Source organism: Pseudomonas sp. LB3P93 (assembly GCF_054898025.1).
Map to the genome: position 1 here is coordinate 5093152 of NZ_CM142713.1, position 13977 is coordinate 5107128.

The following is a 13977-nucleotide window of genomic DNA, read 5'->3' on the forward strand; positions in this document are numbered from 1 at the left end:
ACCTCTGGCCACTCACCGTGCAATACATAGTTATGTCGTTTCCCCCCGAGAGGCTGCTAGCATCGGACAGACATCGAATCCCGAACAGGCCACATCAAGGTTGCCCATGCTCGAGACCACAGCACTGCCAAGGAAAGCGACGCTGTCCCCGCCACTGGATACGCGGTATCAAGTCGAAACGCCCGAAGGCATCGACTTGCCACTGCGCCCGGCCGGGTTGATGGTGCGTGCGCTGGCCTTCTCCATCGACCTCGGGTTGCGCGGTCTGATTCTCGGCGTGCTGTTTATCGTTCTGGCGTTTCTCGGAAAACTCGGCGCCGGGCTGGGCTCGATCCTGTTGTTCGGGGTCAGCTGGTGGTACATGGTGCTGTTCGAGGTGCTGAATCAAGGCCGTTCACCGGGCAAACAATGGATGGGGTTGCGCGTTGTGCAGGACGACGGCACGCCGATCGGATGGTCTGCCTCGCTGTTGCGCAATCTGTTGCGATTCGTCGACCTGTTGCCGTTTGGCTACTTCCTGGGTGCCATCAGCTGCCTGCAACACCCCTCCTTCAAACGCCTCGGCGACCTGGCCGCCGGCACGCTGGTCATCTACCGCGAACAACCGCTAACCCGACCACAACTGCCCGACGTCCCGCCTCGACGCGCGGCCTTTGCCCTGACACTACCCGAACAACGGGCCATCCTCGGGTTTGCCGAACGCCAGAGTGAACTCTCCCAGGCGCGGACCCATGAACTCGCGTCCATCCTTGCCCAACCGTTGCAGGTTTCTGAACCACGCGCTGTGGCTGAACTCAACGGCATCGCCCGTGGTTTGTTGGGGCCCGCATGAAGCAAAGCCTTTTCGAAAATCGCCACAAGGCCGAATGGGAGCAGTTTTCCCTGATGCTCGTACAGCTGGAGCGCGGCAAGGAAGCATCCGGAATCGCCGATTTCCCGAAAGACTATCGACGACTATGCCAGCATTTGGCACTGGCTCAGGAGCGCGGTTACAGCAGTTTCCTGATCGACTCATTGCAACAACAAGCGCTACGCGGGCATCAACAGCTTTATCGGCATCGCAGTCGACTGGGCGCCAACATACTGGGCTTCATCCTTGCCGGTTTCCCGCGACTGGTGCGCGAACAATGGCGCTTCGTGCTCGCCGCCGGCCTGATGTTTTTTGGCAGCCTGATCGGCTTCGCGCTGCTGGTGTATCTGTTCCCGGACCTGGTCTACAACCTGATCCCCACCGAGCAGGTCAATGAGCTGCAGAGCATGTACGACCCGGTCGCCGGTCATTTGGGCCGTTCGGCGGAACGCGCCGCCAGTGAAGACTGGGTAATGTTCGGTTACTACATCATGCACAACATCGGCATCGCCTTTCAGACCTTCGCCAGCGGTTTGCTGTTTGGCCTGGGCAGCGCGTTTTTCCTGTTGTTCAATGGTTTGATGATCGGCGCGGTGGCCGGGCACCTGACGCACATCGGCTTCGGGCAAACCTTCTGGTCGTTCGTGATCGGTCACGGCGCGTTCGAACTGAGCGCCATCGCCCTGGCCGGGGCCGCCGGCCTGCAACTGGGCTGGGCGTTGATCGCACCGGGGCGCCTGCCCCGCGCCGAAGCATTGCGACTGGCGGCGCGCAAAAGCGTGTTGCTGATCTGCGGCGTCATGCTGTTTCTGTTGATTGCCGCGTTTATCGAAGCCTATTGGTCGTCGATGACTGCGCCAGCCCCCCTGACCAAATACCTGGTCGGCGCGGCGCTTTGGTTGTTGGTGGCAACTTACCTGCTGTTCGCCGGACGAACCCGCCATGCGCCTGAGTGACGCCACGGTTGTGATCCGCCCGCGCACCACCTGGGAAGCCATGGACCTGGGCGTGCTGTTGAGCCAGCGCCATCGGCGATTGCTGATGACCAGTTGGGCCATCATCACCGTGCCAATCTTCGCCCTGCTTACCTTTTTTCTGTGGGATTCACCCTCCCTCGTCGTGTTCATCTTCTGGTGGTTGAAACCGGCGTTCGAGCGGCTGCCGTTGTACATCCTGTCCAAAGCCATGTTTGGTGAAACACCCACCTTGAAACAGGCGCTGCGCCAATGGCCGAGCCTGCTCAAGCCGCAACTGCTGGCCAGCCTGACCTGGCGACGCCTGAGCCTGAGCCGCAGTTTTCTGATGCCGGTGGTGCAACTCGAAGGCCTGGCGGGTGACGAACGACAACAGCGCTTGCGGGTGCTGCTGCAGCGCAACGCCGGCGCCGCGCAGTGGTTGACCATCATCGGTGTGCATCTGGAAAGCGCACTGTGGATTGGCTTGATGGTGCTGTTCTACATGTTCCTGCCACAGCAGGTCGAACTCGACTGGAGCTGGCAGACCTTGATTACTGCCGCCGTGCAGGACTGGAACTGGCTGGAACACCTGACCAATGCCTTTTACGTGATGGTGCTGATTGTCTGGGAACCGATATACGTGGCCTGCGGCTTCAGCCTTTACCTGAATCGGCGCACGGTACTCGAAGCCTGGGACATCGAACTGGTGTTCCGCCGATTACGCCAACGCCTCAACACTACGGCGATCACTCTGCTGCTGGCGGTTATCCTGCTGGTGCCGACAACGCAAAACATCTGGGCCACCGAGCCGGTCATTACCCCGGACAGCCCCCGCCTGCTGGACCAACCGCTGACCAGCCAGGCCTCCAGAGACAGCATCAAAACCCTCCTCGATCAGCCGCCGTTCAAGAACAAGGAAACGGTGACCCGCTATCGATTTGGCGAAGACAAACCCGACACCAAAACCCCGGACGACGGGAAAACACCTGAATGGCTGAAGGCACTCGCCAGTCTGCTCGACAGTCAGCGGTTCAGCTTTCTCGCCAACTTGATCGAAGTGCTGCTGTGGGGTGCGGTAATCGGTGGCGTCGGCGTGTTGATCTGGCGTTACCGCGATTGGTTGCTGGCGTTCGTCAGCCGTCGGCCGGTGTTAAACCGTAAAGCCGCACGCCCGTTGCCGCAGCAAGCGTTCGGCCTGGACCTGAGCTGCGAAACCCTGCCCGCCGACATTGCCGCCAGCGCCGAAAGCCTGTGGCAAACCAACCCGCGCGCGGCCCTCGGGCTGCTTTATCGCGCCCTGCTCAGCCATTTGCTGCACGACCACAACATGGCGCTCAAACCCGCCGACACCGAAGGCGAAGTGCTGCAACGCGTCGAGCAACTGCACCAACCGGCCTTGCTCGCCTTCAGCAAAACCTTGACCGGGCACTGGCAGAACATGGCCTACGGGCATCGCCTGCCACCCGCGCATTTGCAACAGGAACTGTGTGACGGCTGGCGAACATTGTTCGGCCCGGGAGGGGCCCGTTGAGCCGGCGCTTGTGGCTTTCGGTCGGTGTGTTCTTCACCGTGCTGGTGGGCGCGCTGAGTGTTTATCTGTACCTGAAGGCTACGCCCTATCAGGCAGAAATCGATCACGGCCCCACACCCGAGGCCCAGGCCAATCCCTATCTGGCCGCCGAGCATTTCCTGCGTAAACAGGGCCTGACCGTCGGCCATGCCAACAGCCTCGACGTGCTGCCCACCCTCGATCCGCATCAACACAGCCTGTTGCTGCTCGGCGATCGCTACAACATGACACCGCGCCAGATTGATCAGGTGATGAACTGGACCCGGGCCGGCGGGCGTCTGCTGTTTGTCGCCCAGTCGCTGTGGGATGAAAAGACCGGCCAGAGCAATGACCTGCTGCTCGATCGCGTGCAGCTGCACCAGTCGCTGAGCAAAGACCTCAAGGACCCGCCGCCGGATCCCCTCGACGACCCCTACCCCAAACTGACCAAGTTGTATCTGGAAGATGAGGACGCGCCGGCCTACGCCAGCTTCGATACCGCGTTCCACCTCGAAGACCCGAAAAACCTCGCGCAGGCCTGGGCCAACAGCGGCAAGGCCACGCACATGATGCAGCTGAACCACGGGCTCGGTTCGATCACCGTGGTCACCGACGCCGACCTGTGGAAAACCCCGGATATCGGCGATTACGACAACGCCTGGCTGCTCTGGTACCTGACCGCCGACACGAGCGTGACCCTGCTGTTCAACACCGATCACGACAGCCTGCTGACTTTGCTGCTGCGAAACTTTCCTCAGGCGTTGGTCGCCCTCATCGCCCTGATCGGTCTTGCGCTCTGGCATGTCGCGGTGCGCCATGGCCCGCTACTGGAACCGGCTGCGAAAGGTCGCAGGCAACTTCAGGAACACCTGCGCGCCAGCGCCGATTTCATGTTGCGCCGCAACGGCCAGCAGCACCTGCTGCAAGCTTTGCAACAAGACATTCTGCGGCGTGTGCGGCGCCGTCATCCCGGTTTCGAACAACTCGGCGTTGCCGAGCAATGGCTGGTGCTCGCGCGCCTGACCGGCCAACCCACTCGCGCCATCAGCCAGGCGATGAGCCCGCGACCGAAGCAGCGGCTGTCCAGCGCTGATTTCAGCCGTCAGGTCGCGCACCTGCAAACCTTGAGGAACACGCTATGAGTCAACAGATCGAGCCCGGCAGCGCGACCCACGCCGCCCAGCAACGCCAGCGTGCCAGTCAGTTGGCCCAGGCCGTGCGCAATGAGTTGCAGAAAGCCGTGATCGGCCAGAACAGCGTGATCGACGACGTCCTCACTGCGCTGATCGCGGGCGGCCACGTGTTGCTTGAAGGCGTGCCAGGCTTGGGCAAAACCCTGCTGGTGCGCGCCCTCGCCCGCTGCTTCGGCGGTGAGTTCGCGCGCATCCAGTTCACCCCGGACCTGATGCCCAGCGACGTCACCGGGCACGCGGTCTACGACCTGAACACCGAGCAGTTCAAACTGCGCAAAGGTCCGCTGTTCACCAACCTGCTGCTGGCCGACGAGATCAACCGCGCCCCGGCGAAAACCCAGGCCGCGCTGCTGGAAGCCATGCAGGAACGCCAAGTCACCCTCGAAGGTCGCGCCTTGCCCATCGTGCAACCGTTCATGGTGCTCGCCACGCAAAACCCGATCGAGCAGGAAGGCACGTATCCACTGCCCGAAGCCGAGCTTGATCGCTTCATGCTCAAGGTGCGCATGGATTACCCCGACGCCGAGCAAGAGCTGAACATGGTGCGCCAGGTCAGCCGTTCGACCCGTGCCGACATGCTCGACGTGCAACCGCTGCGAACCGTGTTGCAAGCCAAGGACGTGCTGGCCTTGCAGCGCATTGCCAGCGATCTGCCGCTGGACGACCAAGTCCTCGATTACGCCGTGCGCCTGGCCCGCACCACCCGCACCTGGCCGGGCCTGACCCTCGGCGCCGGGCCACGCGCCTCCATTGCCTTGGTGCGTTGCGCCCGCGCCCGGGCGTTGCTGCGCGGTGGCGAATTCGTGATTCCGGATGACATCAAAGGCTGCGCCCTGGCGGTGCTGCGTCATCGCGTGCGCATTGCACCGGAACTCGACATCGAAGGGCTGGACGTCGATCAAGTGCTCAAGCAGTTGCTCGATCAAGTGCCGGCGCCGCGTTTGTGAAACCGTCACGCCTGTTGCTGATCTGGCTCGCCATCCTGCTGGCCATCGGCATCGTGCTGGGCACATTGCGAGCACTGGAATTCGACGTACCGTCGCGCCTGTTGTCGATCAACTGGGGATTGTTGCTGGCGCTGCTGGCTCTGGCCGTTCTCGACGCCATTCGCCTCAAGCGTTTGCCCTCGCCTCGCGTACACCGGCAAATGCCCGGCAGCCTCGCACTCGGTCGATGGAGTGAAGTGCGACTGGAGGTCGAACATGACTTCAGTCACCTCCTGAACATTCAGATCTTCGACCATGTTCCGCAAAGCCTGAGCTTCGAAAACCTGCCACTGGAGGTCGAACTCCAACCCGGACAACAAAGCCTGGTTGGCTACCGACTGCGCCCCCTCAAGCGCGGCCACTTCACCTTCGAACACTGCGAAATCAACCTGCCGAGCCCCTTGGGTTTATGGTCCGGCAAACGCCTGCTGAACGTGGTCGACAACACCCGCGTCTACCCCGACTTCGCCCGCCTCTACGGCGGTGAACTGCTGGCGGTGGATAACTGGCTCAGCCAACTCGGCGTGCGCCAGCGCCAACGTCGCGGCCTGGGTCTGGAATTCCATCAACTGCGCGAATTCCGCGAAGGCGACAGCCTGCGCCAGATCGACTGGAAAGCCACCGCCCGCCAACGCACACCCATCGCCCGTGAGTATCAGGACGAACGCGACCAGCAGATCATTTTCATGCTCGATTGCGGCCGCCGGATGCGCAGCCAGGACGGCGAACTCGCCCATTTCGATCACGCCCTCAATGCCTGCCTGTTGCTCAGCTACATCGCCCTGCGCCAGGGCGATGCGGTGGGCCTGAGCACCTTCGCCAGCGACCGACCGCATTACCTCGCCCCGGTCAAAGGCACGGGCCAGCTCAACGTATTGCTCAACACTGTCTACGACCTCGACAGCACCCAACGCCCGGCCGACTACCAGGCCGCCGCCACGCAACTCCTGGCCCGACAAAAACGTCGGGCACTGGTGGTGCTGGTCACCAACTTGCGAGATGAAGACGACGAAGAACTGCTGACCGCCGTCAAACGCCTGAGCAAACTGCATCGGGTGCTGGTGGCGAGCCTGCGCGAAGACTTGCTCGACAATTTGCGGCACGCGCCGGTGCAAACCTTGCCGGAAGCGCTGGCCTATTGCGGGACGGTGGATTACCTGAATGACCGGGCGCAACTCCATGAGCGGTTGAGTGCTCATGGAGTGCCGGTGGTGGATGCCCGGCCCTCAGAATTGGGGGCCGAGTTGGTGACGCGGTATTTAGGGTGGAAGAAATCAGGAGCGATGTAATAGCGATAGTCGTGGAAGTAGCCATTCCTTGGTAAAAAAACGTGGCAATGTCAGGTAACGGCGATGTGCAACGCTGCAGTTAATACTTTCAATGATTGTAAAAATCCGAAAAACCAAAGAGCTAGCAAGGAGTAAATCATGGACGATAAATATCTATTCGCCTCTGTACTAACCAAAATCAACCAGAACCTGCTGGCACTGGGGGCGGCTATAGATGAGCTCACTATCTGGGCTGAGCAGAGAGGTGCGATCGAAGTCGCAGGTCACGTAAGAGATGTGCTAGAAACACTGGATCAAAATCAAGAATTTATCTCTTTGGCACTTCTCTCTGTATCAACTGATTTCAAAGGTGAGTAGGCATTCAAGTTTCTAGACCTTTTGCCCAAAGCTAAGAGTGACGCAGTGGAGATAAACGCTTTAGCAGTGGCTTATGGTCATGGTTAAAGTCCGCATTCACTCTGGTCCTACACGTACATTCAAGCAGCGGTACAACGGCTACATAACCAGGCGCATCTGCCTACAACCTGCGATGCCCCCGACTGACTGCGGTCGAGGGTCATCCCGATTTAAGGTTCTCCTATCGCTGCTCATCAGCGATCCAACAAGGAGTAACCCAATGTCGAAGGCTATACCTGACCCTTCCGAGCCTCCGTGCTCACCCTATGCCACTTTCGATCCAAAAAAACTTCATGCGGCCGCCCAAAAAGCTCTGAGCCACTATCTCACTCAAAAAAACACCAAATCGTGCTTTGCTAACGAACGCACCACCGAGGAACGCTCCATGAAAATGTTCACCGTTGTCCACGATGCCAATCCCGAGGCCCTGACCATCGAGACCTACGAAACCTTTTCTACGGTCAGCACGTTGCTACTCGACCTGGCCGACAGCCTGGAAGACAAGCCGCGGCATCTGGCGATGGCGATTTACCGGATGAGTGAGTTGGGGTTGATGCTGGTGGAGCGGTCGCTGGATAACGAGAAGGCGATCAAAGTGACCTGAGCTTTAGATATCAGGCGCCTGATCTGACGCCATCGCGAGCAAGCTCGCTCCCACAGGGTTCTGCGGCGTACACACGTTTTGCGAACGACGCCAGACACTGTGGGAGCGGGCTTGCCCGCGATGGCGGTAGTGAAAGCACCGCAGGGCTCACGCCGAGGCAGGCAACGGCTGAAAACTGAAGTACTGCGTCAACGCCTCCACCAATTGCCCATACTCCGGCGGTGCCCGTTGCAGGCTGAACCCGGCGTCGTAATGGTGGGGGGTTTCGTCTTCGTGGCACCACAGACAACACGCCGTCAGGTCAATGATCTGCTGGCAACCGTCGAGGGTGGGGATTTTCAAACGCAGGTCAAAGTCGACGCCCACCATCATGGGCAACTGGCTGATGAGCATCAGCCCGTCGGCGGACACATTGCCCAGGAAGCCGATGGGTTTGTCGGTGACGCTGTTGAACACTTTCAGAAAATACGGCAGTTGATGCCGCTCGATCCGGCGGTCGGTAAACATGCGCAATGGCCCAGCAAGGCCCTTAAGCAGGGCCGCACTAATGCTTCGGAACGTGCCTGTTATTGCTCTTGTCGAAAAGCCTGGCGCGCTCTCCCCGATCCCGGTGCGTCAGTCCATGAAACCGCTGACGCTTATTGCTGCCGATCACAGGTATGACCTCGGTTTAGAAACAAGGCTCTAAAACCGATCTCTTCGACTATAGCTCACCACCGCAGGGCGGCCAGCCTTTGCATGACAGCTGCAATCAGAACTGCGTCGGGCGCACGGCCGCTGCACTGCGCATCGGGTAATGACCCAGGCTCTGCAAGGTCTCCAGACGCGCACGGGCGCGGTAGGCGTATTCGCTCTGCGGGTAGGACGCGATGATGTACTGGTACGTCTGCGCCGCATCAATGAACAGCTTCTGCCGTTCCAGGCACAGGCCGCGCATCATCGACACTTCCGGCCACACATAAGGCCGCGCACGGCTGGAGCGTTCGACTTTCGACAGTTCGAGCATCACCTGCTCGCAATTGCCGCGATCGTACGCGCTGTAGGCGTTATTCAAATGATGGTTCATCGACCAACGGGTACAGCCCGTGACGCTGAGAACGCTGAGGGCAAGGGCGGCAATGGGCACGAATCGCATGGGGGTTCTCCTGTCTTGAGCTCTGTATCGACCCGTGAGCAAAAATCTTCAGGAATGTTCGGTTAAAGATATAAACGAATAAGTAGTGCAAACGAACAATGACTACATCCCCGGACCATAGTAGCCTCACTCAGCGCTTGAACTCAGGAGTCTTTGCATGTCCGTCCGTCGTACCAAAATCGTCGCTACCCTTGGCCCGGCCAGTAACTCGCCGGAAGTTCTCGAACAGCTGATTCTGGCTGGCCTGGACGTCGCCCGCCTGAACTTCTCCCACGGCACCCCCGACGAGCACAAGGCTCGCGCGAAGCTGGTGCGGGACCTCGCTGCCAAGCACGGCCGCTTCGTTGCCCTGCTGGGTGACCTGCAAGGCCCGAAAATCCGTATTGCCAAATTCGCCAACAAGAAGATCGAGCTGAAGATCGGTGATCAATTCACCTTCTCCACCAGCCACCCTCTGACCGAAGGCAACCAGCAAGTGGTCGGCATCGACTACCCGGACCTGGTCAAGGACTGCGGCGTGGGCGACGAGCTGCTGCTCGACGACGGCCGTGTGGTGATGCGCGTTGATACCGCCACCGCCACCGAACTGAACTGCACCGTGCTGATCGGCGGCCCGCTGTCCGACCATAAAGGCATCAACCGTCGCGGCGGTGGCCTGACGGCGCCGGCCCTGACCGAGAAAGACAAGGCCGACATCAAGCTCGCTGCCGAAATGCAGGTCGACTACCTTGCCGTGTCCTTCCCGCGTGACGCCGCCGACATGGAATACGCCCGTCAACTGCGCGACGAAGCCGGCGGTACCGCCTGGCTGGTGGCGAAGATCGAACGCGCCGAAGCCGTGGCCGACGACGACACCCTCGATGCCCTGATCGAAGCGTCCGACGCGGTGATGGTGGCTCGTGGTGACCTCGGTGTGGAAATCGGCGACGCCGAGCTGGTGGGCATCCAGAAGAAAATCATTCTGCATGCACGCCGCCACAACAAGGCTGTGATCGTCGCGACCCAGATGATGGAGTCGATGATCCAGAACCCGATGCCGACCCGCGCCGAAGTGTCCGACGTGGCCAACGCTGTGCTCGACTACACCGACGCCGTGATGCTCTCCGCGGAAAGTGCTGCCGGCCTGTATCCGCTGGAAGCTGTGCAAGCGATGGCGCGCATCTGCGTCGGCGCTGAAAAGCACCCGACCAGCAAGACCTCCAGCCACCGCATCGGCAAGGTCTTCGAAAGCTGCGACCAGAGCATCGCCCTGGCGGCCATGTACACCGCCAACCACTTCCCGGGCGTGAAGGCGATCATCGCCTTGACCGAAAGTGGCTACACGCCGTTGATCATGTCGCGCATCCGTTCTTCGGTGCCGATCTACGCGTTCTCCCCGCACCGCGAAACACAGGCCCGCGCGGCCATGTTCCGTGGTGTCTACACCGTACCGTTCGACCCGGCATCGTTGCCGCCTGAGCAAGTCAGCCAGGCCGCGATCGACGAGTTGCTCAAGCGCGGCGTAGTCGAGAAAGGCGACTGGGTCATCCTGACCAAGGGCGACAGCTACCACACCATCGGCGGCACCAACGGGATGAAAATCCTGCACGTTGGCGATCCGATGGTCTGAGTGACCGGTTGCTGAAAAACAAAAGCCCTGCCATGTGAATGGCGGGGCTTTTTGGTTTCTGATCCAGAAGATGTATAGCCTGGGCTAACGCCTTCGCGGGCAAGCCCGCTCCCACAGGGAGTGAGGTCGCCCACAAAATCGGAACCCAATGCAAAACCTGTGGGAGCGGGCTTGCCCGCGAAGGGGCCGGCCCAGTCACCGCATTATTCAATGCCGTTTGATAAAGGCTGACAACGCCGCCATCGCCTCAGGCGAGCGCAACCGCTGGGTGAACAACGCGCCCTCTTCCTCTATGACTTTACGCAGCTGTTCCCGGTCCGGGGCTTTCATCAATTGCTTGCTGATCCGCACCGCTTCCGGCGGCAACGATTCGAACCGCAACGCCATCTCCCGCGCCTTGGCCAACGCGTCTTCGCCACTGCCCAGTGCCTCGGTCGCAATGCCCCAAGCAGCGGCTTGTTCACCGCTGAAGCTCTCTCCGAGCAGCAGCAACTCCGCCGCTTTGGCATGCCCGAGCAGTCGCGGCAGGATCAGGCTGGAACCAAACTCAGGGCACAACCCGAGATTCACGAACGGCATGCGCAACCGCGCATCACGACTGACGTACACCAGATCGCAATGCAGCAACATCGTCGTGCCGATCCCCACCGCCGCGCCCGCCACGGCGGCGATCACCGGTTTGCGGCACTCCAGCAAGTTGAGCATGAAGTGGAACACCGGGCTGTCGAGGTTGTTCGGCGGTTGCTGGATGAAGTCGGCGATGTCGTTGCCGGCGGTGAAGCACTCGGCGTTGCCGGTGATCAGCACGGCGTTGATTTCGGGATCGGTGTCGGCCTGTTTCAGCGCTTCGGCCAGGTGGCTGTACATGGCGCGGGTCAGGGCGTTTTTCTTGTCGGGGCGGTTCAGGCGCAGGGTCAGCAGGCCGCGTTCGCGTTCAAGCTGGATGGCATCGGTCATGGCGAGTCCTGATCTGAGAGGTCAACTGTGGCGAGCGAGCTTGCTCGCGCTTGAGTGCGCAGCGCTCACAAAATTTTGGGGCCGCTGCGCAGCCCAACGCGAGCAAGCTCGCTCGCCACAAAATCAGCGCTCAACCACGGGGAACAAAGACATCCGCCAGCAGTTGGTTGCGCGGCAATCCGGCCAGGTACAAACGCCGGGCGAAGGCGTCGACACTGTCGGGGGCTCCGCAGACTAAGGCCAGTGTTTGCCGGGAAACAAGCCGCAGTTGCGCCAACGCCTGCGGCAACTCGGCCGGGGTCCAGCATTCGAGACTGAGGTTTTCACGCACATCGCACATGGCTTGCAGGGGTTTGGACAGGTAGTGCTCGCTGGCATCATGGGCCAGGTGAATGACGCGGATGGCGCCTTGGTGATCCTGACGCAACGCTTCGCGCAGCACACCGAACAACGGCCCCAACCCCGTGCCGGCGGCCATCAGCCACAGTGGCCGGGTGTTCCAGTCCGGGTCGTAGTGCAGCGCCCCGCCGCGCAGTTCGCCGAGGCGGATCGGGTCACCGATTTTCAGCTGTCGGGCCGCGTCGCTGAACTCCCCCGGCTGCCGACAGTCGAGGTGAAACTCCAGAAAGCGGTCTTCTTCCGGCAGGCTGGCCAAGGAGTAAGGCCGTGCGACTTTGCCCGCCCACAACACCAGATGCTGCCCGGCGCTGTAGCGCATCGGTCGCTCAGGAGTCAGACGCAGACGCAACACGCTGGCGCTCAGCCAATCGACGGCGGCGACCTGTGCCGGGCGGCCGTCGACTTGCGGATCGAAGGTATGCACCTGCAGGTCTTCGATGATTTGGCATTGGCACGCCAGTCGCCAGCCTTGCTGACGCTGATCGGCGCTCAAGGCATCGGGACGGCTGTCGCTGGGTAAGCCTTGAACGCATTGCACCAGGCACGCATGGCAACTGCCGGCGCGGCAACTGTAAGGCACGGCCACGCCGTTCTGATTCAGGGCATCGAGCAGGTTGCTGCCCGGCGCCACCAACCAGTGACGCTCGCCGACGCGCAACTCAGGCATCGACGTTCTCCCACGCCGCCGCGCATCGGTTGCGACCGTCACGCTTGGCGCGGTAAAGCGCCTGATCGGCGCGTTGCAAGGCGTCGTCGAGATCATCGCCCAGTTCCAGCAAGGTCATGCCGGCGGACAAGCTGAGGTGGGCGACGTTGAGTCCGATCAGTTCGACATCGGTGAACGCGATGCGCAGCCGCTCACAACAGGACGTCAGGCGTTCGGCATTGCAGTCGGGCAACAGCACCACGAACTCTTCGCCGCCATAACGGGCCAGTACGTCACCCTCGCGCAGGCAGGCCATGGCCACGGCGGCGAAGGCTTGCAGCACTTGATCGCCCGCGGCGTGGCCGTGAACGTCGTTGATGCGTTTGAAGTGGTCGAGGTCGATCAACGCCAGGCCATGCACCACACCGGCGTCCATCGCGTTCAGCTCGCGAGAGGCCAGGCGCAGGAAATGCCGGCGATTGAACAGCCCGGTGAGTTCGTCGGTGGCAACCAGGTCTTCGAGCTGGCGCATCATTCCGCGCAGGGTGTCCTGGTGCGCCTGCAAGGCAAACCGTCGTTGGCGCATACGCTGGCGCGAAGCCTGGACGTAACGGGCATACAGTTCCAGCCAGATCAGCACGATGAACAGCACGCACACCTGCAATGCGGCGAGCGCCGGGTCGGTCAATTCGAAGTGGTAACCCTCCCACAACGTGATCGCGCTGAAACTGAAAAACACCAGCAGCGCGCAGCGCACAAACGCACGACGCGAAAGATGGAACAGCCCGAACAACATGATCAGCAGGTAGAACACCAGGAACGCGCCGCGAGCCTCATCCAGATTGGCAATCAGCCACGTCTGCCAGCCCAGGCCCATCAGGATCTGCGCTTCGGTCAGGCTCGGGTCGGAAAATCGCAGGTTGCAGCCGCTGTAAAACAGCGCGAATAACGTCGCCTGAGTGATCACCACCAGCGCACTGCCGATGGCCACGCTGGCCAGCGGTTCATCGTAATGCCCGGTGAAAAACGCCAGCCACAGCAATACCAAAGCCAGGGCGTAGGTGCCGGCTGCGAGGGCAAAGCGTTTGAGCAAAAGCCGTTGGATGGCGTTATGGGTCAATCGTTGACTCACCGTGCGAAAGGAGGCTGATCGAGTGTCCTACTCTACAGACCGAATGCCACTTTAGTGGGGTGTCTGATAAATGACCATTCAATTTTCGGGGCAGAAAACTGGCGTCAAAAGCATGTCCCGTTTTCGCGTGAATCCTGGTTCCTTACACGGTCCCTGTAGCAGCTGGCGAAGCCTGCGTTCGGCGGCGAAGCCGTCGTAAAACCTGTGGTCATGGTCTGTCTGACACGCCAAGGTGCCCGGTCTCACGACGGCTTCGCCGCCGAACGCAGGCTTCGC

14 protein-coding genes are annotated in these 13977 nt (G+C 60.9%); 9 read left to right on the forward strand and 5 right to left on the reverse strand.

The window, feature by feature from the left end:
- The first annotated feature begins 106 nt into the window (after window positions 1–106).
- From ACYZT8_RS23180 to ACYZT8_RS23215, 8 genes are all read left to right on the forward strand, one after another.
- Window positions 107–832, forward strand: a complete 726-nt coding sequence (locus tag ACYZT8_RS23180) for an RDD family protein (RefSeq protein WP_461976240.1) — start codon at window positions 107–109, stop codon at window positions 830–832.
- Window positions 829–1806, forward strand: coding sequence for a stage II sporulation protein M (locus tag ACYZT8_RS23185; RefSeq protein WP_461976242.1), 978 nt, complete (start codon window positions 829–831; stop codon window positions 1804–1806). The genes ACYZT8_RS23180 and ACYZT8_RS23185 overlap by 4 nt, the downstream gene beginning before the upstream one ends.
- Window positions 1793–3337 (forward strand): DUF4129 domain-containing protein, encoded by a 1545-nt coding sequence (locus ACYZT8_RS23190; protein ID WP_461976244.1) that lies wholly within the window; start codon window positions 1793–1795, stop codon window positions 3335–3337. The genes ACYZT8_RS23185 and ACYZT8_RS23190 overlap by 14 nt, the downstream gene beginning before the upstream one ends.
- Window positions 3334–4497, forward strand: a complete 1164-nt coding sequence (locus tag ACYZT8_RS23195; protein ID WP_461976246.1) for a DUF4350 domain-containing protein — start codon at window positions 3334–3336, stop codon at window positions 4495–4497. Before ACYZT8_RS23190 ends, ACYZT8_RS23195 begins: the two co-directional genes overlap by 4 nt.
- Entirely contained in the window at window positions 4494–5495 is a 1002-nt protein-coding gene (locus ACYZT8_RS23200; protein WP_461976248.1) for an AAA family ATPase, read from the forward strand. Before ACYZT8_RS23195 ends, ACYZT8_RS23200 begins: the two co-directional genes overlap by 4 nt.
- Window positions 5492–6823: a DUF58 domain-containing protein gene (locus tag ACYZT8_RS23205; protein WP_461976250.1), complete on the forward strand. Its 1332-nt coding sequence runs from the start codon at window positions 5492–5494 to the stop codon at window positions 6821–6823. Before ACYZT8_RS23200 ends, ACYZT8_RS23205 begins: the two co-directional genes overlap by 4 nt.
- A gap of 138 nt (window positions 6824–6961) precedes the next feature.
- Complete coding sequence (locus ACYZT8_RS23210) at window positions 6962–7180, forward strand: hypothetical protein (protein WP_461976253.1); 219 nt, start codon at window positions 6962–6964, stop codon at window positions 7178–7180.
- 259 nt (window positions 7181–7439) lie between these two features.
- Window positions 7440–7823 carry a DUF6124 family protein gene (locus ACYZT8_RS23215; RefSeq protein ID WP_461976255.1) on the forward strand — a complete coding sequence of 128 codons (384 nt, stop codon included), beginning with the start codon at window positions 7440–7442 and terminating at the stop codon, window positions 7821–7823.
- Window positions 7824–7970: 147 nt separating this feature from the next.
- Here ACYZT8_RS23215 and ACYZT8_RS23220 read toward each other — a convergent pair whose 3' ends face one another.
- Together ACYZT8_RS23220 and ACYZT8_RS23225 are read right to left on the reverse strand one after the other, a co-directional pair.
- Window positions 7971–8330, reverse strand: coding sequence for a PilZ domain-containing protein (locus ACYZT8_RS23220; RefSeq protein WP_461976257.1), 360 nt, complete (start codon window positions 8328–8330; stop codon window positions 7971–7973).
- Window positions 8331–8574: 244 nt separating this feature from the next.
- Entirely contained in the window at window positions 8575–8958 is a 384-nt protein-coding gene (locus ACYZT8_RS23225; protein ID WP_461976259.1) for a tetratricopeptide repeat protein, read from the reverse strand.
- A 157-nt stretch (window positions 8959–9115) separates the two neighbouring features.
- On the opposite strand from ACYZT8_RS23225, the gene pyk reads away from it, so the two are divergent.
- A complete protein-coding gene (pyk, locus tag ACYZT8_RS23230) occupies window positions 9116–10567 on the forward strand; it encodes a pyruvate kinase (protein WP_461955422.1) in 1452 nt (483 codons plus the stop codon).
- Between the two features lie 207 nt (window positions 10568–10774).
- On the opposite strand, the gene ACYZT8_RS23235 is transcribed toward pyk, so the two are convergent.
- The 3 genes from ACYZT8_RS23235 to ACYZT8_RS23245 all read right to left on the reverse strand — a co-directional run bounded on the left by ACYZT8_RS23235 (window position 10775) and on the right by ACYZT8_RS23245 (window position 13689).
- The gene (locus tag ACYZT8_RS23235) at window positions 10775–11524 is read right to left on the reverse strand and encodes an enoyl-CoA hydratase-related protein (protein WP_461976261.1); all 750 of its coding nucleotides are present in this window, start codon (window positions 11522–11524) and stop codon (window positions 10775–10777) included.
- 130 nt (window positions 11525–11654) lie between these two features.
- The gene (locus tag ACYZT8_RS23240; RefSeq protein ID WP_461976263.1) at window positions 11655–12590 is read right to left on the reverse strand and encodes an iron-sulfur-binding ferredoxin reductase; all 936 of its coding nucleotides are present in this window, start codon (window positions 12588–12590) and stop codon (window positions 11655–11657) included.
- Window positions 12583–13689, reverse strand: coding sequence for a GGDEF domain-containing protein (locus ACYZT8_RS23245; RefSeq protein WP_461976265.1), 1107 nt, complete (start codon window positions 13687–13689; stop codon window positions 12583–12585). Before ACYZT8_RS23245 ends, ACYZT8_RS23240 begins: the two co-directional genes overlap by 8 nt.
- Window positions 13690–13977: the final 288 nt, after the last annotated feature.

What these genes read in the sequence shown, in the direction of transcription:
- ACYZT8_RS23200 (WP_461976248.1), top strand. Translation starts at nt 4,494, where the DNA reads ATGAGTCAACAGATCGAGCCCGGCAGCGCGACCCACGCCGCCCAGCAA.
- ACYZT8_RS23220 (WP_461976257.1), bottom strand. Translation starts at nt 8,330, where the DNA reads ATGTTTACCGACCGCCGGATCGAGCGGCATCAACTGCCGTATTTTCTG.
- ACYZT8_RS23180 (WP_461976240.1), top strand. Translation starts at nt 107, where the DNA reads ATGCTCGAGACCACAGCACTGCCAAGGAAAGCGACGCTGTCCCCGCCA.
- ACYZT8_RS23240 (WP_461976263.1), bottom strand. Translation starts at nt 12,590, where the DNA reads ATGCCTGAGTTGCGCGTCGGCGAGCGTCACTGGTTGGTGGCGCCGGGC.
- ACYZT8_RS23215 (WP_461976255.1), top strand. Translation starts at nt 7,440, where the DNA reads ATGTCGAAGGCTATACCTGACCCTTCCGAGCCTCCGTGCTCACCCTAT.
- ACYZT8_RS23185 (WP_461976242.1), top strand. Translation starts at nt 829, where the DNA reads ATGAAGCAAAGCCTTTTCGAAAATCGCCACAAGGCCGAATGGGAGCAG.
- ACYZT8_RS23190 (WP_461976244.1), top strand. Translation starts at nt 1,793, where the DNA reads ATGCGCCTGAGTGACGCCACGGTTGTGATCCGCCCGCGCACCACCTGG.
- ACYZT8_RS23210 (WP_461976253.1), top strand. Translation starts at nt 6,962, where the DNA reads ATGGACGATAAATATCTATTCGCCTCTGTACTAACCAAAATCAACCAG.
- ACYZT8_RS23235 (WP_461976261.1), bottom strand. Translation starts at nt 11,524, where the DNA reads ATGACCGATGCCATCCAGCTTGAACGCGAACGCGGCCTGCTGACCCTG.
- pyk (WP_461955422.1), top strand. Translation starts at nt 9,116, where the DNA reads ATGTCCGTCCGTCGTACCAAAATCGTCGCTACCCTTGGCCCGGCCAGT.
- ACYZT8_RS23225 (WP_461976259.1), bottom strand. Translation starts at nt 8,958, where the DNA reads ATGCGATTCGTGCCCATTGCCGCCCTTGCCCTCAGCGTTCTCAGCGTC.